Origin of the sequence: Massilia luteola, assembly GCF_034420155.1 — a bacterium.
GTDB classification, from domain to species: domain Bacteria; phylum Pseudomonadota; class Gammaproteobacteria; order Burkholderiales; family Burkholderiaceae_D; genus Telluria; species Telluria luteola.
The window spans coordinates 75974-94965 of sequence record NZ_JAXOFN010000016.1 but is presented as its reverse complement, the minus strand read 5'-3'; the positions used below and the strand labels follow the sequence as shown (position 1 = coordinate 94965).

Annotated in this window: 17 protein-coding genes and 4 tRNA genes; 12 read left to right on the top strand and 9 right to left on the bottom strand. The window is 67.3% G+C overall.

All coding sequences use genetic code 11. From position 1 onward, the window contains the following. The first annotated feature begins 67 nt into the window (after positions 1 to 67). Genes tssM through U9J41_RS17125 form a run of 3 tightly spaced genes read left to right on the top strand, consistent with a single transcriptional unit; the run spans position 68 to position 5567 of the window. On the top strand, positions 68 to 3814 hold the full coding sequence (gene tssM, locus U9J41_RS17135; RefSeq protein ID WP_322403430.1) for a type VI secretion system membrane subunit TssM: 3747 nt from the start codon (positions 68 to 70) through the stop codon (positions 3812 to 3814). Beyond that, entirely contained in the window at positions 3811 to 4800 is a 990-nt protein-coding gene (gene tagF / locus U9J41_RS17130; RefSeq protein WP_322403381.1) for a type VI secretion system-associated protein TagF, read from the top strand. The genes tssM and tagF overlap by 4 nt, the downstream gene beginning before the upstream one ends. Beyond that, positions 4797 to 5567 carry an OmpA family protein gene (locus U9J41_RS17125; protein ID WP_425260610.1) on the top strand — a complete coding sequence of 257 codons (771 nt, stop codon included), beginning with the start codon at positions 4797 to 4799 and terminating at the stop codon, positions 5565 to 5567. Before tagF ends, U9J41_RS17125 begins: the two co-directional genes overlap by 4 nt. Before the next feature lie 22 nt (positions 5568 to 5589). On the opposite strand, the gene icmH is transcribed toward U9J41_RS17125, so the two are convergent. The 3 genes from icmH to tssJ are packed head-to-tail and all read right to left on the bottom strand — an operon-like array spanning position 5590 to position 8307. Next, complete coding sequence (gene icmH, locus U9J41_RS17120) at positions 5590 to 6351, bottom strand: type IVB secretion system protein IcmH/DotU (RefSeq protein WP_322403380.1); 762 nt, start codon at positions 6349 to 6351, stop codon at positions 5590 to 5592. Next, on the bottom strand, positions 6348 to 7694 hold the full coding sequence (gene tssK / locus U9J41_RS17115; RefSeq protein WP_322403379.1) for a type VI secretion system baseplate subunit TssK: 1347 nt from the start codon (positions 7692 to 7694) through the stop codon (positions 6348 to 6350). Before tssK ends, icmH begins: the two co-directional genes overlap by 4 nt. A 46-nt stretch (positions 7695 to 7740) precedes the next feature. Next, positions 7741 to 8307: a type VI secretion system lipoprotein TssJ gene (gene tssJ, locus U9J41_RS17110; RefSeq protein ID WP_322403378.1), complete on the bottom strand. Its 567-nt coding sequence runs from the start codon at positions 8305 to 8307 to the stop codon at positions 7741 to 7743. 187 nt (positions 8308 to 8494) lie between these two features. Between tssJ and U9J41_RS17105 the strand changes: the two genes are divergently transcribed. From U9J41_RS17105 to tssA, 7 genes are all read left to right on the top strand, one after another. Next, entirely contained in the window at positions 8495 to 9085 is a 591-nt protein-coding gene (locus U9J41_RS17105) for a tetratricopeptide repeat protein (RefSeq protein ID WP_322403377.1), read from the top strand. A gap of 24 nt (positions 9086 to 9109) precedes the next feature. After that, on the top strand, positions 9110 to 9628 hold the full coding sequence (tssB, locus tag U9J41_RS17100) for a type VI secretion system contractile sheath small subunit (RefSeq protein ID WP_322403376.1): 519 nt from the start codon (positions 9110 to 9112) through the stop codon (positions 9626 to 9628). Continuing rightward, on the top strand, positions 9625 to 11127 hold the full coding sequence (tssC, locus tag U9J41_RS17095; RefSeq protein WP_322403375.1) for a type VI secretion system contractile sheath large subunit: 1503 nt from the start codon (positions 9625 to 9627) through the stop codon (positions 11125 to 11127). The genes tssB and tssC overlap by 4 nt, the downstream gene beginning before the upstream one ends. Before the next feature lie 30 nt (positions 11128 to 11157). After that, entirely contained in the window at positions 11158 to 11649 is a 492-nt protein-coding gene (locus U9J41_RS17090; RefSeq protein WP_056435243.1) for an Hcp family type VI secretion system effector, read from the top strand. Positions 11650 to 11732: 83 nt separating this feature from the next. Further along, positions 11733 to 12212 carry a type VI secretion system baseplate subunit TssE gene (tssE, locus tag U9J41_RS17085; protein ID WP_322403374.1) on the top strand — a complete coding sequence of 160 codons (480 nt, stop codon included), beginning with the start codon at positions 11733 to 11735 and terminating at the stop codon, positions 12210 to 12212. Positions 12213 to 12234: 22 nt separating this feature from the next. Beyond that, positions 12235 to 14874 carry a type VI secretion system ATPase TssH gene (tssH, locus tag U9J41_RS17080; protein WP_322403373.1) on the top strand — a complete coding sequence of 880 codons (2640 nt, stop codon included), beginning with the start codon at positions 12235 to 12237 and terminating at the stop codon, positions 14872 to 14874. Positions 14875 to 14884: 10 nt separating this feature from the next. Beyond that, a complete protein-coding gene (gene tssA / locus U9J41_RS17075) occupies positions 14885 to 15874 on the top strand; it encodes a type VI secretion system protein TssA (protein WP_322403372.1) in 990 nt (329 codons plus the stop codon). A 10-nt stretch (positions 15875 to 15884) separates the two neighbouring features. On the opposite strand, the gene U9J41_RS17070 is transcribed toward tssA, so the two are convergent. Both U9J41_RS17070 and U9J41_RS17065 read right to left on the bottom strand, forming a co-directional pair. Beyond that, positions 15885 to 16448, bottom strand: a complete 564-nt coding sequence (locus U9J41_RS17070; protein WP_322403371.1) for a phasin family protein — start codon at positions 16446 to 16448, stop codon at positions 15885 to 15887. A 100-nt stretch (positions 16449 to 16548) separates the two neighbouring features. Next, positions 16549 to 16752 carry a hypothetical protein gene (locus U9J41_RS17065; protein WP_322403370.1) on the bottom strand — a complete coding sequence of 68 codons (204 nt, stop codon included), beginning with the start codon at positions 16750 to 16752 and terminating at the stop codon, positions 16549 to 16551. A gap of 69 nt (positions 16753 to 16821) precedes the next feature. Here U9J41_RS17065 and cueR point away from each other — a divergent pair, with 69 nt between their 5' ends. Continuing rightward, entirely contained in the window at positions 16822 to 17268 is a 447-nt protein-coding gene (gene cueR / locus U9J41_RS17060; protein ID WP_322403369.1) for a Cu(I)-responsive transcriptional regulator, read from the top strand. 41 nt (positions 17269 to 17309) lie between these two features. Beyond that, positions 17310 to 18197, top strand: coding sequence for an alpha/beta hydrolase (locus U9J41_RS17055; RefSeq protein ID WP_322403368.1), 888 nt, complete (start codon positions 17310 to 17312; stop codon positions 18195 to 18197). 82 nt (positions 18198 to 18279) lie between these two features. Here U9J41_RS17055 and U9J41_RS17050 read toward each other — a convergent pair. The 4 genes from U9J41_RS17050 to U9J41_RS17035 form a co-directional block, all read right to left on the bottom strand. Further along, a tRNA-Leu gene (locus tag U9J41_RS17050) sits at positions 18280 to 18364 on the bottom strand. A gap of 38 nt (positions 18365 to 18402) precedes the next feature. Then, positions 18403 to 18487: transfer RNA gene (locus tag U9J41_RS17045), tRNA-Leu, on the bottom strand. 39 nt (positions 18488 to 18526) lie between these two features. After that, positions 18527 to 18611 (bottom strand) — tRNA-Leu (locus U9J41_RS17040). Positions 18612 to 18641: 30 nt separating this feature from the next. After that, a tRNA-Leu gene (locus U9J41_RS17035) sits at positions 18642 to 18726 on the bottom strand. Between the last annotated feature and the right edge of the window lie 266 nt (positions 18727 to 18992).

Here is an 18992-nt window from a genome sequence, read left to right as displayed (position 1 = left end):
TCAAATTTTCGATTGGGAAATAGTGCCAGTATTGCCGATGGTATTCACCACTCTCCGAGCGAACATGATGGCCCGACTCTGGCAGTTCCTTACCGACCGACGTGTTTTGGCCGTAACCGGCATCGGCGTGCTCGCGGCATTCCTGCTGCTGGGCGCGGAATCCCTCGACGTCGCCCTGATCTGGGCCGCGCTGCTCGGGCTGTTGTTGCTGGGTGCGGGCGGGCTTGCCTGGCTCGTCCGTGCCTGGCTGCGCAAGCGCGCGGCCAGCCGGCTGGGCGATGCGATCCTCACCGGGACGGAGGCCGACGGCAAGGCCCAGGCGGCGCGCAACGATGCTGCCGTGTTGCGCAAGGGTATGCTGGAAGCGATCGGCACGATCAAGACGTCGAAGCTGGGCCTGATGCGCGGCGCGGCGGCGCTGTACGAACTGCCGTGGTACATGATCATCGGGAACCCGGCGGCCGGGAAGAGCAGTGCGATCAAGCATTCCGGCCTGACCTTCCCGATCCCCGGCAGCAAGGCCGTGCAAGGCGTCGGCGGCACCCGCAACTGCGACTGGTTCTTTACCACCGACGGCATCCTGCTCGACACGGCGGGACGTTACTCCGTCTTCGAAGCGGATCGCGCGGAGTGGTTCAGTTTTCTCGAACTCCTGCGCAAGCATCGTCCGCGCGCGCCGATCAACGGCATCCTGATCGCGGTCAGCGTCGCCGAGCTGGCCGGCGGCAGTCCCGAGGCCTCGATCGAGCTGGCCAAGAGCCTGCGCACACGCGTGCAGGAATTGACCGAGCGGCTGGGCGTCCACGGGCCGGTGTACGTGATCTTCACGAAGGCCGACCTGATCGCCGGCTTTGCCGACTTCTTCCATGACTGCGAACGGACGGAGCGCGACCGCGTGTGGGGCGCGACCTTGCGCTACAACCGGCGCAGCACGCCGCATGACGTCCTGTCGTTCTTCGAGCAGCATTTCGACGAATTGTACGACGGGCTCAAGGAGATGAGCCTGGCCAGCATGGCCGGCAACCGCAGCACCGCGCTGCGTTCCGGCGTGTTCACGTTCCCGCTCGAATTCGCGGCGCTCAAGCCACAGCTGCGAGCATTCCTTGCCACACTGTTTGAAGAAAACACATGGCAATTCAAACCGGTGTTCCGCGGCTTTTATTTCACCAGCGCCCTGCAGGAAGGCAGCGTCGAGAACCTGTCCGCGCGGCGCGTCGCGGGGCGGTTCGATTTGCAGCTGCGCCCGCTTGGCGAGAAGGCCGCCGGCGACGCCGCCGCGCAGGGCGCGGAGCAATCCGGTTTCTTCCTGTTGCATCTGTTCCGCAAGGTGATCTTCGCCGACCGCGACCTCGTCAAACGCTACACCAGTCCGGCCGCCACGCGCATGAAGATCGGCGCATTCTTTGCCGCCACCCTCTTGCTCGGCTGCGCGCTGGGCGGCTGGAGCTGGTCGTACATGGGGAACCGGCAACTGGTCGCCAACGTCAAGGCCGACCTGGACAAGGTCACGAAGCTGCAGGCCGGACGAACCGACCTGCAGGCGCGGCTGGAAGGCCTCGACATCCTGCAGGACCGCATCGAACAGCTGGAGAAATACCGCCAGGATCGCCCGTGGGCGCTGGCGTTCGGCCTGTACCAGGGCGGGGCGCTCGAGCGCAAATTGCGCGACGAATATTTCGCCGGTGTGCGCGACGTGATGGTGCAGCCGGTGGCGGGGGCGCTGGAGAACCTGCTCGCCGAGATGAATGCAAATGCCGCCCAGCTCGATCCGAACGTGCGTGCGACCCCGGCGGCCAAGCCGGGCCAGCCGTACCAGGACGTCTCCGCCACGAATGTCGGCGACGCCTACAACGCGCTCAAGACGTACCTGATGTTGGCGGACAAGACCCATGCCGAACCCGGCCACCTGAACGACCAGTTGACGCGGTTCTGGCGCGGCTGGCTGGAAGCGAACCGGGGCGCCATGCCGCGCGAGCAGATGATCCGCAGCGCCGAGCGCCAGCTGACCTTCGTGCTGGCGCATATCGACGACCAGGCCTGGCCGCAGATCACGCCCAAGCTCAGCCTGCTGGACACCGCGCGCGAGAACCTGCGCCGCGTCGTGCGCGGCACGCCGGCGCGCGAGCGCGTGTATGCCGACATCCGCACCCGTGCCTCGACCCGTTTTCCGGGCGTGACGGTGGCGCGCATCGTCGGCGAGCAGGACCAGGCGCTGGTCGTGGGCAGCTACGCCGTCAGCGGCGCCTACACCCGCGACGCCTGGGAAAAATTCGTCCAGGGCGCGATCCGCGAGGCGTCGACCCACGAGCTGCAAAGCAGCGACTGGGTGCTCAAGAGCGTCGCCAAGGACGACCTCACGCTCGAGGGCAGTCCGGAACAGATCCAGAAGGCGCTCGTCGAGATGTACAAGGCCGATTATGCGCGCGAATGGGGCAAGTTCGTGCAGGGCGTGACGATCGCCGACCTGAACGGTTTCGACGCCAGCGTGCAGGCGATGAATCGCCTTGGCGATCCGCTGACCTCGCCGCTGGCCAAGGTCCTCAAGGCCGTCCACGAACAGACGTCGTGGGACGATCCCGCACAGGCGCGGATCGACAGCGTCAAGCTCAAGCGCGGCCTCACGGGCTGGTTCCGCGAGGTCGTGCTGAGGCAGGCGCCCGGCGAAGCGCGCCAGGTGGCCGACGCGATGGGACCGTTGCCGGTCGGCGGCGTGCAGGCGGCAGGGCCGGTCGGGCGCGAGTTCGCCGGCGTCGCGCGCCTCGTCGGCGTGAAGGAAAAGGACGCGTCGCTGATGACCGGCTATCTCGATGCCTTGTCGAAGCTGCGCAGCCGCCTGAACCAGCTCAAGAATCAGGGCGATCCCGGCCCCGGCGCCAAGCAACTGATGCAGCAGACGCTGGAAGGCAATGGCTCCGAACTGGCCGACGCCCTGAAATACGTCGACGAACAGATGTTGACGGGCATGACGGATACACAGAAGCAGATGCTGCGTCCGCTGCTCGTGCGCCCCCTCGTGCAGACCTTCGCGATGATCGTGCTGCCGTCGGAATCGGAAATCAACAAGACGTGGCAGGCCCAGGTCGTCGAGCCGTTCCAGAAGACGCTGGCGGCCAAGTATCCGTTCGCGGCGTCGGCCCAGATCCAGGCCACGCCGGCCGAGATCGGCCAGGTGTTCGGCCCGGACGGCGTCGTCGCGAAATTCGTGGGCACGACGATGGAGCCGCTGGTCGTGCGCCGCGGCGATGTCCTCAGCAGCCGCACGTGGGCCGACATCGGCATTACGCTCGTGCCGCAGGTCGTGAGCGGGTTCCCCGGCTGGGTCGCGCCCTTGTCGGCCAACGGCGTGGCGGCCGGCAACGGTCCGCAGTCCGTGTTCCAGCTGTTGCCGCTGACCGCGCCCGGCGTCACCGAGTACACGATCGAGATCGACGGCCAGCAGCTGCGCTACCGCAACACGCCGCCGGCCTGGGTCAACATGGTGCATCCCGGCCCGCAGGGCAGCAGCGGTGCGAAGATCGGCGCCGTCACGTTCGATGGCCGCACCGTCGAACTGTTCAACGAGCCGGGCCAGTTCGGCCTGCAGAAGATGATCGAGGCGGCGGCGAAAAGACGCCTCGACGCGAGCACGTTCGAATTGCGCTGGAGTGTCGGCAACGTCTCGGTTGCGGTCAACCTCAAGCGCGTCAGCAGCACGGACACCGCGAGCGGCGACGCCCAGGCCAGCCAGGGCTTCCGCGGCCTGCGCCTGCCGGACGGCGTCGTCGGCCGCGCAGCGGCCGGCGGCGGTCCCGCGCTGGCGGGAGCGACGCCGTGAATCGCACCGTGACCCGTACCTCGCAGCGCGTGCCTGCCGTGAGCCGGATCGGCTATTTCGGCAAGGTCCCGGCGCACAGCGACTTCATCAAGCATGCCGACGACCAGCCGGTCATCGGCATGCTGGACGACTGGATCGCCCAGGTCATGACGCGGCTGCCGTCCGATGCGCGCTGGAAGCTCAATTACGACGCGATGGCGCCCGCCAGCTTCGCCTTCGTCGGGCCGCAGCGGCGCCACGCCGTGGCCGGCCATCTCGTCGCCAGCCACGACCGTTCGGGGCGCCGTTTCCCGTTCCTGATGATGCGCACCGTCGACGTGCCCGATCCGGCCGGCTTCGCCGCGCGCAGTCCGCTGGCCTTCGGACCGTTGTGGGACTATCTCGAAGACATGGCGCCGCGTGTCCTGGGCAGCGGCGATCCGAGCGCCTACCTGCAGGCGATCGCGGACTCGCCCGTGGCGCTGGGCGAGTACGATACCGCGTTGGACCGTTATCTTGCCCTGTCGACCGTGGGCGAACTGACGGCGCAGCTGGAAGTCGCGACGAACCGCATGATCCTCGGGCTCGGCCTGCTGCTGCAGCCTGTCCTGCACAGCCGTCCCGCGAGCCTCCACAAGAGCCTCGTGCTGCCGCTGCCGCGCGACGGCGCCAACCGGCACGCGGCCGCCGCCTTTTGGCTGGAGCTGGTGCTGCCGTTCATCCGGCGCAGCGGCTTCGACCTTGCGCTGTTCCTCACCCGCGTGCGCGAGCGTCCGGCCCTCGTCGTCGGCTTCGGTGGCGAGGCGGCCGGGACGCTCCATGCGCTGATCGATCCGCTCGTGGCCGCCGACCAGCAGGTGCATCTGGATGACAACGGTTGGATCGACGAGCAGCTCGGCCTGGACGTCGACGTGCGCACGCTGGCCAGCTACCTCGAACAGCCGGCGCTGCCCCTGCGCCTGGCGCGAGAATTGTTCCTGAAAACTTTCATCGGAGCCGCGCCTTGAATCCGAAAATATACATCCTGTACGCGGCCGTCGCAGCTGCCACCTGCGTGCCGTTCGCCGCCCTGGCGAATACGGCCGCCCCCATCGTGGTCTCCGGCACCGTCGGCGACGACGCCAGCAAGGCCGCGTTGCTGGCCCGCCTCCGAACCGTCTACGGCGCCGACCGGATCGTGGACCAGCTCACGGTCGGCCGGGTCTCGATGCCGGCAAACTGGAACGAGCATGTCGGCAAGCTGATCGGCCCGAACCTGAAACTGATCAGCCGCGGCCAGTTGCAGGTCGACGGCACCAGCGTCAGCCTGCGCGGCGACGTCGCCAGCGAAGCCCAGCGGACGCAGGTCGCCAGCGACATCGCCCTGGCGCTCGACCCCGGCTACACGGTCAACAACGGCCTGCGCGTGGCGGCCTCGGAACAGGGCATGCTGGACGCGGCGCTGGCCAACCGCATCATCGAATTCGAATCCGGCCAGGCCACGCTGACGGACTCCGGCAAGGCGATCCTCGACCAGATGAGTATGGCGCTGCTGCGCCTCAAGGACAAGCGGGTCGAAGTCATCGGCCATACCGACAATGCCGGCTCGCGTGCCGGCAACCTGTCGCTCAGCCAGGCGCGTGCGGAGGCCGTCAAGGCCTATGTCGTGGAACGCGGCATCAAGCCCGATATGGTCGCCGTGTCCGGCGAGGGGCCGGACCGTCCCGTGGCCGACAACCGCACGCCGGAAGGACGGGCGCGCAACCGGCGGATCGAGTTCAAGGTCGTCCAGTAGCGCGTCCCGCCACGGCGCCGTTTCAAGGCAGCGTGATCGTCACGTTGGCCGACCGCGGCGGCAGCTTGATGAGATCGTTGTAGCTGACGAGCGCACGGTCGGTCTCGTGGCCGAGTGCGCTGCGGTAGCCCAGATACGCACCCATGCCGGCCAGCGCGAAGATGCCGCACAACACCCACAGCGACATGTCGCTGGAAAGCTTGTGGGCGATCTGGTCGGGCCGTTCCGCATGCGGCGCGAACGCGCGGTTTTTACCGCGCATGCGCGCGATCTCGTCGCCCAGGCGCGCCGTCAGGTAGTTCAGCTTGTCCCGGCCGTCCAGGGCGAAGCGGCCCTGGAAGCCCAGCAGCAGGCACAGGTGGTAGACCTCGAGCGCCTGCAGGTGGGCGCTGCCCCGTGCGCGCAGGTCTTCGAGCCGCTGGAAAAAATGTTCGCCCGCCAGTTGGTCGCCGAACAGGCGCAGTTGCAGCGGGCGGGTTTCCCAGGCTTCGCGGATGGCGTAGTCGGAGCCGAGGATGATCTCGTCGACGGCCGCGCAGAACGCATATTTGGCGGCCGTGACGTCGTCGGCGGGGATGCCGAGCGTCCGGGCGCTGCGGTCGACTTCGCCGAGGAAGCCGGTCATGCGGTCGGCGAATCCGGCCTGGTCCTGCGGGCCGCAGCCGCGTTTCAGGAGGAACAGGGCATAAAACCCTTCAACCATCAGGTCGACGAGGGAGGCGGGTGCGGTGCCGGCGGCGCCGCGTTGGGTGGGCGCGGCGCGCCGTTCGACGGGATGGCTCATGCTGCGATCGCAATCAGTTCGAGTTTGAGGTCACGGATACCGTTCGGCACGTAGATCGAGATGGCCTGCGCCTTGAGCATGCTGTCGTACAGCACCCCGCGGTTGTCCAGGACGAAATACACCATGTCCGGCCGCACCGGCAGTGCGCTGGGCACCTGGGCCGCATGCGCCAGCTTCACGCCGGGCATGGCCGTCAGCACCAGCTTGTCGACGTCCTCGGGAGCGCCGATCTTGAAGCGCAGCGGGACGATGTCGACGAGCTGCAGCGCCGGCAGGTCGGCCGCCACGCCCAGGTACAGCGTCGTCTGGGCGTTGATCTTGCCGGAGTCGAGCGCGCCCAGGTGGTAGGACGGCCGCTCGTTCGACAGCGCCACCGCGAAGTAGCGCGACGAGATCACGGTGTCGAGCAGTTCGCGCAGGATGCCGTCCAGGCGGGCGAAGGCCGGGCCCGGGTCCTGGTGCGCATAGGCCGGCAGGTCTTCCAGCCTGGCCGTGCGCGAAAATGTCATCAGGCCGCCTGCCAGCGCCAGCAGTTCCTGGAACAGGCGCTCCGGATGCAGCTCGCGGTGGGCCAGGTAATGGGTCAGCGCCGCGTAGCCGGTGCTGACCGTATGCAGCAGCCAGAACGAAGCGACGTCGCCGCCGCGCAGTTCGACGACGTGCCGGCCCGGTTCGCGGTAATGGCCGTACAGGGCGTTCACCTTGGCCAGCAACTTTTCCATCAGGCGCACGAGGCGCGCGTGCAGGCCCTGGGCGCCGGCGATGGACAGGCTGGGCGGCGTGAACGTCGGGTCGACTTCGAAGCCGCCCGTAGCCACGCGCTGCAGGCGCACGAGCGGGAAGCTGTCGTAGGCATCGAGCGATTCGAGCTCGGACACGAGGCGCACCGTGCGGGTCAGGAACGCCACCGGGGCCGGGGCGGCCTGGCTGAACAGGTCCAGCGTGTCGTGCTCGCGCTGGCCGAAGCGGACGTCGGGCCGGGTGTCGCCGCGTGCCGCGCAGTTCTCGCCGTGCGGCTTCAGCACGGGCAGCGCGGCGTGAAACGTGATCGTCTGGACGTCCGGCGGCAGCTCGTCCAGGCGCGCCTGCGGCGGCAGCGGATCCTGGTCCGGAGCGCGCACGAGGTCGCCATCCGGGAAGATGAGCGACAGCTCGGTCACGCGCAGCGTATCGGCCTTGAGCGCATCGGTATTGATGACCAGCCTGCGTACGCCCCAGCAATACGGATGCAGGGCGTTGGCGGTCTCGTTCAGGCGCGCCTCGTGGTAGCGGTCCTGCTGCTGGAAGTGCTGGGGGCGCAGGAACAGGCCCTCGCCCCACAAGACTTTCGATGGAATGTTCATGTGCCTCCTTCCACAAAACTCTAGATTGCTGGAAACGTTGCGGCGCTTATTGACAGTGGACAAGCGACAAAGGCTTGACGGCAGCGCCGGCCGGCGCGGCACCGGAGCCGACCGTCAGCGCGCAGGCGTGCAGGCCGATGGTCGCTCCGGCCTGTTCGACATCGGCGGCGGCGAAGGCCACGCGCCAGCCGTGCTCGGCTGGCGCGTGGAACAGGGCGACGACGCCGAGCCAGGGCGTATCGCGCGCCAGCCGGTCGCTGACGTCGAGGCGCTGGCCCGGTACCAGCGTGACCTCCCTGGCGTCGGCGAGGTCGGCACCGAGGGCGTCGCGTTCGGCCTGCGGCGACAGGAAGGCGGCGTAGGGCGCCTGTTCGAACGCGCCGCGCTGGCGCAGCTTGTAGATGCGCACCAGCAGCGCCAGGGGCTGCCCGCGCGCGTCGACGTTCAGCCGCGGCGCGGCGTACAGGTGCACGACGACGTTGCGCGGCGGCTGCTGGGATTCCGGTAGGGGAGGCGGCGGCCTGCGCAGGCCGATGGCCTCAAGCGCGCCGCCGCCGGCGCAGCCGCCGAGCATCCAGGCCAGGCAACATAATCCGATCCATGATCGCTTCATCTGCACTCCTTGCATTTGGTAAAGAGGACAGGAAGATTTAACGGGATTGTCCGCCATGCACCCTGAGCAGGCGCAACAGCCTTTTCGACAACGCGCAATGCGGCGGCAAAGGTGCGTTGACGACACGCAATTCTCTCCGGAAATCGTTCACCAATAATGGCGTCTGATTTCAAACCGGGAGAGCCAGATGACATTCGAACGCCTGATGCCGCTTGCCGCGGTGCCCCTTACCTGTATCGCCTTGCTGTCGGCCTGCGCCAGCACGGCGTCGGTGGCCAGCCAGGCCGCGATCAAACCGGTGCCGACGATGGCGTCCGCGATGGCGGATGCCGACGCCGCGGTGCTGGCGGGCCAGAACGACAAGGCCTATACGATCCTCGAGCACGCCGGCAGCACGTTCCCGACCGATAAGACGCCCTGGGTGCGCATGGCCCAGATGCATTTCGACAGCACGAGCTACGGCGAAGCGATCGTCGACGCGCTGGAAGCCCTCGAGCGCGACCCGGACGACACGCTGGCGAACAGCATCGTCGCCGTGAGCGGCCTGCGCGTGACGAGCAAGGCGCTGGCCGACCTGAGCCGCAAGAACAACCTGACCGGCAACGTGCGGACGGAGGCGCAGGACCTCGCCAAGCTGCTGCGCACGAGCCTGAACGAAGACGTGCTGGTGCCGAACAACCGTCCGGTTGCCTCGCGCGTGCGTGAGACGGCCCGGCGCGGCGCCGCGGCCGCGACGCGCGCCACCGCATCGAACGATCCGTTCGGCGCACTCAAATAACCCGACCACCGCACTGGAGACCCCATGGCCAAGAATGAAAGCGTGCAGAAGCGCCTGCAGAAAGTGCGCGCGCCGCGCGTGCAGATGACGTATGACGTGGAGATCGGCGACGCGATCGAGAACAAGGAGTTGCCGTTCGTGGTCGGCGTGCTGGGCGACTTCGGCACCGATCCGGACGCAGCCAAGAAGCGCCTCAAGGACCGCAAGTTCGTCAACGTGGACGCCGACAACTTCGACGAAGTGCTGGGCGGCGTGGCGCCGGCCACGAGTTTCCGCGTGCCGAACCACCTGTCGGCGGAAGGCGGCGAGTTCGCCGTGCAGCTGCAGTTCAAGCAGATGGACGACTTTCGCCCGGAAGCCGTCGTGCAGCAGGTGGCGCCGCTGAAGGGGTTGCTGGATGCGCGCGCCAAACTGGCCGATCTGCGCAACAAGCTGGCCGGCAACGACAAGCTGGAAGACCTCCTGAACGACGTGCTGACCAACACGGAAAAGCTGGACAGCCTGCGCAAGGGCAGCGGCAAGCCGGGCAAGGAGGAAGCATGAGCGCGATCCTCGATACCGCACAAACGGCATCGGCGCAGGCGGCCCACGCCGACCAGCTGGACGTGTCCCTGCTCGACCAGATCGTCGAGCAGAGCCGGGTCGCGAAATCGACCAGCGAACATGAACGGGCGCGCGACATCATCTCCGAGCTGGTGAGCCAGGTGATGGAGGGCACGATGGTCATGTCGACGAACCTGTCGGCCACGATCGATGCGCGGCTGGCGGAGCTGGACCGGATGATTTCCGACCAACTGTCCGCGATCATGCATGCGCCCGAATTCCAGAAGCTGGAACGCAGCTGGACCGGCCTGCATTACCTCGTCAAGAACACGGCGACGAGCACCGGGCTGCAGGTGCGCATGCTCAACGCCAGCAAGCGCGAGCTGGTGAAGGACTTCCAGTCGGCGCTGGAATTCGACCAGAGCACGCTGTTCAAGAAGGTCTACGAAGAGGAATTCGGCAGCTTCGGCGGCGCGCCTTACGGCACCCTGATCGGCGACTTCGAGATCACGCGCCAGCCCGAGGACATCTATTTTCTCGAGCAGATGTCGCACGTGGCGGCCGCCAGCCATGCGCCGTTCATCACGTCGGCCGGACCGGAACTGTTCGGCGTCGAGAGCTTCGGCGACCTGGGCAAGCCGCGCGACCTGGCGAAGGTGTTCGACACGGTCGAATACGCGAAATGGAAGGGGTTCCGCGAATCGGAAGATGCGCGCTACGTCGGCCTCACGCTGCCGCGTTTCCTGGGCCGCCTGCCGTACAACCCGGCCGACGGCACGGCCACGGAAGGCTTCAATTTCGTCGAGGACGTGGACGGCACCGATCACCAGAAATACCTGTGGTGTAACGCGGCCTACGCTTTCGCGACCAAGTTGACGAAGGCGTTCGAGGATTACGGCTGGTGCGCGGCGATCCGCGGCGTCGAAGGCGGTGGCCTCGTCGAGAACCTGCCGACGCACACGTTCAAGACGGACGAAGGCGAGATCGCCCTCAAGTGCCCGACCGAGCTGGCGATCACGGACCGCCGCGAGAAAGAGCTGTCGGACCTCGGCTTTATCTCGCTCGTGCACTGCAAGAACACGTCGTATGCCGCGTTCTTCGGCGCGCAGTCGGCGCAGAAGGCGCGCAAGTACGCGAACGATGCGGCCAACGCGAACGCGCTGCTGTCGTCGCAGCTGCAATACATCTTTGCCGTGTCGCGCATTGCCCACTACATGAAGGCCATGATGCGCGACAAGATCGGCAGCTTCGCGGCCGCCTCGAACGTCGAGGATTACCTGAACCGCTGGCTCACGCAATACGTCCTCCTGGACGACAACGCCAGCCAGGAACAGAAGGCGCAATTCCCGCTGCGCGAAGCGAGCGTACAGGTGGCCGAGGTGCCGGGCCGGCCCGGCGTGTATCGGGCCGTGTCGTTCCTGCGGCCCCATTTCCAGCTCGACGAATTGTCCGTTTCGCTCCGTTTGGTCGCGGAGTTGCCGCAATCGACCAAGAACTGATTCTTTCAATAACCTGAACTGGAGTAGAACATGGCAATTGACGTGTACCTGCAAATCGACGGCATCAAGGGCGAGTCGGCCGACGACAAGCACAAGGACTGGATCGAGTGCAAATCGGTCAACTGGGGCGTGACGCAGCCCAAGTCGGCGACGGCATCGACGGGCGGCGGCCACACCGCCGAGCGCTGCGAGCACGACGAGATCGAGATCGCCAAGCTGGCCGACCTGTCTTCGCCGCTGCTGCTGCAGACCTGCTCGTCGGGCAAGACCATCCCCAAGGCGAAATTCGAATTCATGCGCGCCGACGGGCAGGGCGAACGGGTCAAATACTTCGAAATCGAGATCGAGAATGTCCTGATCGGCACCGTCAAGCCCCAGGTCGCGGAAGGCGATTTCCTGCACGAGACGGTCGGCCTGAAATTCTCGAAGATCAAGTGGAAGTACACCCAGCAGAAGATCGGCGGCGGCGCCGGCGGCAACACGTCGGGCGGCTGGGATCTCGCGACCAACCGGGTCGTCTGACGCGCGCTTTTCCTTCGATTTCCCCGCGTTTCCCGCGGCCGCAAGGCCGCGGTTTTTTTCCTGCGGCTTTGCAAGGAGCAGCGATGACCGCCTATCTTCCCGGCCTGCTCGACCGCCTGATGGGGCAGCAGCCCCACCCCGGCCGTGCCGGCGCCGACCAGCTCAAGGACAACGTCGCGCGCGACCTGGAAGCCCTGCTGAACGCCCGCGCCGGCATGCCGCCCGCCGCCTTCGACGCCTACCCGCTGGCGCGCGCCTCGATCCTGAACTACGGCCTGACCGATTTCGCCGCGTATTGCCTGTCCAGCAGCGAGGACCGGGCCGCGATCTGCGCCTGCCTCGAGGACGCGATCGGGCGCCACGAGCCGCGCCTGCGGAACGTCAGCGCCGCACTGGAAGGAGAGCAGGGCGGCGTGAACCGTCTCAGCTTCGTGATCAACGCGACGCTGCATGCCGGCCCCGGCCCCGGCCCCGGTGCCGAGCCGGTCAACTTCAACGCCGTGCTGCAGCCCTCTTCGCTGAATTACGTGATTACCAAGGCCGGCCGCCCCGTGCGTCCGTGACCGCCACCAAAGGACATCGACGATGGACATCAATCTCAAGACCCTGATCGCCAAGTTGAACGACGTCACGCGCACTGCCGCCACGCGCGCGGCCGGCATCTGCGTCGGACTCGGCCAGTATGAAGTCGACATCGAGCACCTGTTCCTGGCGCTGCTGGAGCAGCCGGGGAGCGATTTCGTGGTGGTGGCGCGCGCGGCGGGCATCAGTCCCGCCAGCCTCGAATCCGACCTGCGCCGCGAAGTCGAGCGCCTGCCGGCGGGCAGCGCGCGCACGCCGGTGTTCTCGCGCCATCTGCCGGTGCTGTTCGAGCACGCCTGGCTGATCGCGTCGCTGGACGCCTCGGGCCGGACGCAGCGGATCCGCAGCGGCCACCTGCTGCTCGCGCTGCTGACGGAACCGGGCCTCGCCCAGCTGGCGCAGCGCGCGTCGCGCCAGTTCGCCGGCTTCCCGCTCGATCGCCTGAAACACGATTTCGACAAGCTGACGCATGGTTCCGACGAAGCACCGGCGCTGGTGCCGGACGCGCCGGCGCCGTCCGCGGACCCGGTCACCGAACTGCAGGCGAGCGCGCCCGGCAAGACGCCCGCGCTCGACCAGTACACGACCTGCCTCACGGCGCGCGCGCGCGAAGGCAGGCTCGATCCCGTGATCGGGCGCGATGCCGAGATCCGCCAGGTCATCGACATCCTCATGCGCCGGCGCCAGAACAATCCGATCCTGACGGGCGAGGCGGGCGTGGGCAAGACGGCCGTCGTCGAAGGCCTGGCGCTGCGCATCGCTGAAGAAGCCGTGCCGGACGTCTTGCGCGGCGTGGAGATCCATGTGCTCGACCTGGGCCTGCTGCAGGCCGGCGCCAGCGTCAAGGGCGAGTTCGAGAACCGCCTGAAGAACGTGATCGACGAGGTGAAAAAAAGCCTGCATCCGATCATCCTGTTCATCGACGAGGCGCACACGATGATCGGCGCCGGCGGCGCGGCCGGCCAGAATGATGCCGCCAACCTGCTCAAGCCCGCGCTGGCGCGCGGTGAACTGCGCACCGTGGCCGCCACCACGTGGAGCGAATACAAGAAATACTTCGAGAAGGATGCGGCGCTGGCGCGGCGGTTCCAGGTCGTGAAGGTCGAGGAACCGAGCGAGGAGACGGCGTGCGCCATGCTGCGCGCGATGGCGCCCTTGATGGAGGCGCACTTCGGCGTGCGCATCTACGACGAGGCGATCGTGGAAGCCGTGCGTCTGTCGCACCGCTACATCAGCGGCCGGCAGCTGCCGGACAAGGCCGTCAGCGTGCTCGATACCGCGTGCGCCAAGGTCGCGCTGGGCCAGAAGGCGACGCCGGCCATGCTGGAAGATTGCACGCGCGGGATGGAGCGCCTGGACGCGCGCATCCAGGCGCTCGTGCGCGAAGAGAGCGCGGGCGCGGACCACGCGGCCGCGCTGGCCGCGCTGCGTGCGGAACGGGTGCTGGCCCTGGAACAGCAGCACCGGCTGCATGCGCGCTGGGACGCCGAGCAGGCGCTGTGCGCCGAGATCCACGCGATGCGCGCGCGCCTCGAAGCGGGGCAGGGCGACAGTCCCGCGCTGCGCGCCAAGGTCGCGGAACTGCACGCGCTGCAGGGAGAAACGCCGCTCGTGCCGGTGCAGGTCGACGGCCAGACGGTGGCCGCCATCGTCGCCGCGTGGACCGGCATTCCCCTCGGGCGCATGGTGAAGGACGAGATCCGCACCGTGATGAATCTGCAGGGTTTATTGGATGAGCGGATCCTCGGCCAGGCGCACGCCAGCGGCATCGTCGCCCAGCGCGTGCGCACGGCGCGCGCGAACCTCGAGGACCCGAACAAGCCCAAGGGCGTGTTCCTGTTCGTGGGCACCTCGGGCGTCGGCAAGACCGAGACGGCGCTCGCGCTGGCGGACCTGCTGTACGGCGGCGAGCGCAAGCTCGTCACCATCAACATGAGCGAATACCAGGAAGCGCACAGCGTCTCCGGGCTGAAAGGCTCGCCGCCGGGCTATGTGGGTTATGGCGAAGGCGGCGTGCTGACGGAAGCCGTGCGGCGCAATCCATACAGCGTCGTGCTGCTGGACGAGGTCGAGAAGGCGCACGCGGACGTGCTCGAACTGTTCTTCCAGGTGTTCGACAAGGGCGTGCTGGACGATGCCGAGGGGCGCCAGATCGACTTCCGCAACACGATCATCATCCTGACGTCGAACGCGGCGTCGGGCCAGATCATGCAGGCCTGCCTGAATAAGACGCCGGCCGAGCGCCCGGCGCCGGACGCGCTGGCGGAACTGATCCGGCCCACGCTCATGAAGCATTTCAAGCCCGCGTTCCTGGGCCGGCTGACCGTGGTCCCGTTCTATCCGATCGACGACGCCGTCCTCGGCAACATCATCCGCCTGAAGCTGGACCGCATCAAGCAGCGCGTCGCCATCAACCACGACGCGCGTTTCGAGTACGACGACGCGCTCGTCGCGGCCGTGCTGGCGCGCTGCACAGAGGTCGATTCCGGCGCGCGCAACGTCGACACGATCCTGGGCGGCACGCTGCTGCCCGAGATCGCCGACGCGGTGCTGGCGCGCATGGCCGAAGGCGGCGCGATCGGCAAGGTGAAAGTCGGCGCGACCAAGGCGGGCAAGATCAAGTACGCCATCGAGCCGGCGTGAGGAGACCATCATGCTGAACCTCGAACGGCTGCTTGCGCCGGTCAGCGCGGCGCAGCCCTGCGGCGAAGACCTCGCGTTTTCCAGCGAGATCGACGCCATCGTGCGTGCGCGCCAGGCCGACGATCCCTCGCTGCAGCAGGGCGCATGGGTCACGGAGCTCAAGGAAGCGGACTGGAAATTCGTCGGCCGCCAATGCGCCGAGCTGATCGCAACGCGCAGCAAGGACTTGCAGCTGGCCGTCTGGCTGGCGGAAGCCTGCGTGCGCACGGCCGGCTTGCGCGCCTTCGGCGACAGCCTGCTGCTGACGGCCACGTTGTGCGAGCGTTACTGGGATGGCCTGTATCCGCTGCCGGACGAGGATGGCGTCGAGCGGCGCATCGGCAACCTGGCCTGGCTGGCCGCGCGCATCGCGCCGTGGCTGCGCGGCGTGCCGTTGACGGAAGGCGCGGGCGGCCATGCGCTGCGCGATGTCGACGTCGCGCGCATGGAGGGCGGCGATGCGCCGGCGAAGCTGGAAGGGGCGCGCCAACGCACGTCGCAGGCGTTTTATACGAACCTGATGCGCGATTGCGAACACTGCGCGGCCGCGATCGACCGGCTGGAAAAGAGCGTCGACGCCGTGCTGAAAGCGGATGGCCCCAGCTTCAGCGCCGCGCGTTCGGCCCTGGAGAGCGTCGTCATGTTCATCAAGCCGGCGCTGAATGAGGCGTTGGCGGCGTCGGTGCCGGCCGCGGGCGAGGTCGTGGTGGCGGCAGCGGCGCAGACGGCGGCGACTGCCGCCGGTCCGCTGCAATCGCGCGCCCAGGCGCTGGCCCAGTTGCGCGCGGTGGCCGACTACTTCCGCCGCACGGAGCCGCACAGCCCCGTCGCCTACCTGGCCGACAAGGCCGCGCACTGGGGCGAGCAGCCCCTGCACGTGTGGTTGCGGGCCGTGGTCAAGGACGACGCGGCCTTCGCCCACATCGAAGAGATGCTGGGCGTCGGCATGCGGCCGTCCTGACCGTTGGACCTCAGTGGGTGGCGGACGGCGGCGTCTGCGACTGGGCGGCCCTGAGCTGCTCGGTCGCGCGCGCGACCTGTTCCTCGACGCGGTGCATCGCGTCGCGCGTCGATTGCGTCACCTGCTCGTAGCCCTTGAACGCGTTCTCGATCGCGGCCTTGATGATCTCCACGGCGTTTTCCTGGCCCGGCTTGACGTTCTGGGTGACGTCGTAGATCAGCGCGGACAAGGTGTTCTTCGCTTCGGCCAGATGCGTGTCGGCGGCCTGCTCGAATTCCTTCTTGATGTCGCCGATGATCTGCTTGAGCTGGTCGCCGTAGGCCGTCGCTTCCGTCACGCCCGGCTGCACGCGGGCGGACAGGGCATCGATGGCCGCCCTGGGATCCGGCGCCTGGCTGAACTGGCGGCCTGCCTCCAGCGTGTTTTCCATCGATTGCTTGGCGGTCGCCAGGTTCAGCGCCACCACCTGCTCGACGCCTTGCACGGCTTTGCTGGCCAGGGCATTGAAGGTCTGCATCTGCAGGTCGAACAGGGTCTTGGTGGCGGATGCGAATTGCTCGGGATTGTTGAACATCGATTTCTCCTCGGTTAGGAATCTACGGCGACCAGGTATTGCTCCCCTTCGTTTCGGACGATGTCGGGCGGACTTGCGCCGCCTCGTTGATGCATTTCAATTATTTAGCACGCGATGGTTTTTCGCAATGGGCGTCACGATACGGTCCGTCGGCGCGGGCCCAGCCGGGGCCCAGCGGCGTCTGCGAACAGACGAGCACGCCGGTGCTCTTGCTGCGCCAGTGATACCACGGCGCCGGCGCCGCGTTCAGGACGACGGGACAGGCCAGGATGAGGCCCAGTGCGATCAGGACGGTGTTCTTCATGGTTCGCCGAGCTTAACCGCTTCGTGCTGTAAGTCAAGCAGGCTTGAGCTTCCCATTGTGGGAAGGTGTATGCTGGCCACATTCGGCAAGGACGACACCATGAACGATTCGGCACGGGATACCTGGTTCAATATCGGCGAAGCGGCGCGCGCGTCCGGCGTGACCGCCAAGATGGTGCGCCACTACGAGTCGATCGGCCTGCTGCCGCCGGCGCGGCGCACCGAGGCCGGCTACCGGCTGTATGGCAGCGACGACGTGCGCATGCTGCAATTCATCCATCGCGGCCGCGCGCTGGGTTTTTCGCTGGACCAGATCGCCGACCTGCTGGCGCTGTGGCGCGACAAGGACCGGGCCAGCGCCGACGTGCGCCGCCTCGCGCTCGCCCACATCGCCGAACTGGACCGCAAGATCGCCGAGCTGGAAGCGATGAAGCGCACGCTGGCCACGTTGGCCGGTTCCTGCCACGGCGATGCGCGCTCGGACTGCCCCATCCTGGACGACCTCGCCGCCCACTGAGCCGCTGGACCGCGGCGCGGCATTGCGGTCTAATGGCTGCCATGCCTTTCCGCCTGTCACTGTCCGCCTGCCTGATCGCGCTCGCCGTCGTCGTTCTGCTCGGCGCCGCCGTCGTCTGGGCGATTGGATCGAAGCTGATCGCCGTCGAACCGCATCCCGTGGCGCTGCCCGGACTCGATGCCGAAGACGTGCTGCTGCGCCCCGCGCCCGACCAGCAAGTGGCCGGCTCCTTCCTGGCGGGACGCGGCCGCGGCGCCGTGCTGCTGCTGCATGGGATCCACGGCGACCGCCGCGACATGGCCGCCCGCGCCCGATTCCTGCACGCGCAAGGCTATGCCGTGCTGCTGATCGACCTGCCGGGCCAGGGCGCCAGTACGGCGTCCGCCGTGACGTTCGGCCTGCGCGAGGCGCTCGGCGTGCGGGCCGCGCTCGAGGAATTGCGGCGCCGCGCGCCGGGGCAGCGCATCGGCGTGATCGGTGTGTCGCTGGGGGCGGCGTCGCTCGTGCTGTGCCGCGACTGTCCGCCGGTCGACGCGGTGGTGCTGGAATCGATGTATCCGACGATCGAGGAAGCCGTCGCGAACCGCCTGCGCATGCGGCTGGGACCCATGGGCGGGCCGTTGTCCGCGCTGCTGCTATGGCAGTTGCCGCTGCGGCTAGGCATCCGGCCGGATGCGCTGCGCCCGATCGCGCGCATCGCGGACCTGCACGCGCCGGTGCTGGTCGCCGCCGGCGGTGCCGACCTGCACACGACCCTGCCCGAGACGCGGCGCCTGTTCGCCGCGGCCGCGCAGCCGAAGGACTTGTGGGTGGTGGAGGGCGCCGCGCACGTCGACCTGCATGCCTATGCGCCCGCGGCGTACGAACGGCGCATCGGCGCATTCCTGGCGCACCATCTCGATCCGGTGCCGATAACCGCCGGACGCTGAAACGCAAAACGCCGCAATCCTTGTGCAAAGATTGCGGCGTTTTGCGCCAGAACTCTGGTGGCCGTCATGGCCGGGTAGCTTTTGGTGCCCACGGAGGGACTCGAACCCCCACACCTCGCGGCACATGGACCTGAACCATGCGCGTCTACCAATTCCGCCACGTGGGCATGCAAACATCGGTACTTCAATACAACCGGGTAGCTTTTGGTGCCCACGGAGGGACTCGAACCCCCACACCTCGCGGCACATGGACCTGAACCATGCGCGTCTACCAATTCCGCCACGTGGGCATGCAACACATCAGTACTTCAATACAACCGGGTAGCTTTTGGTGCCCACGGAGGGACTCGAACCCCCACACCTCGCGGCACATGGACCTGAACCATGCGCGTCTACCAATTCCGCCACGTGGGCAATCAAACAACCTTCACAATGCTCGCCAGCTGGTGCCCACGGAGGGACTCGAACCCCCACACCTCGCGGCACATGGACCTGAACCATGCGCGTCTACCAATTCCGCCACGTGGGCATTGGACCGCTTTGCTTACATTGCTCGACGTTGCCGTCGAATTCCGCTACGATATCAGGCTTTGCCGTTTTGCGCTAGACCAACTTTCGTTTCGGCCCGGCGCGCATCGCCTGCGCAGCGTTCTCCGTTTTCGGCTGTGCCGTATCCGAAGAGACCGAAAGTATAGCGGATGGATGGCAAATGTCAAAGTCCCCTGAACGGGACAGTGCCTGCACGCTTCGTGGGCGAAGTTAGGCGAATCCGCCGGTCCTCCGTTACACTACGCG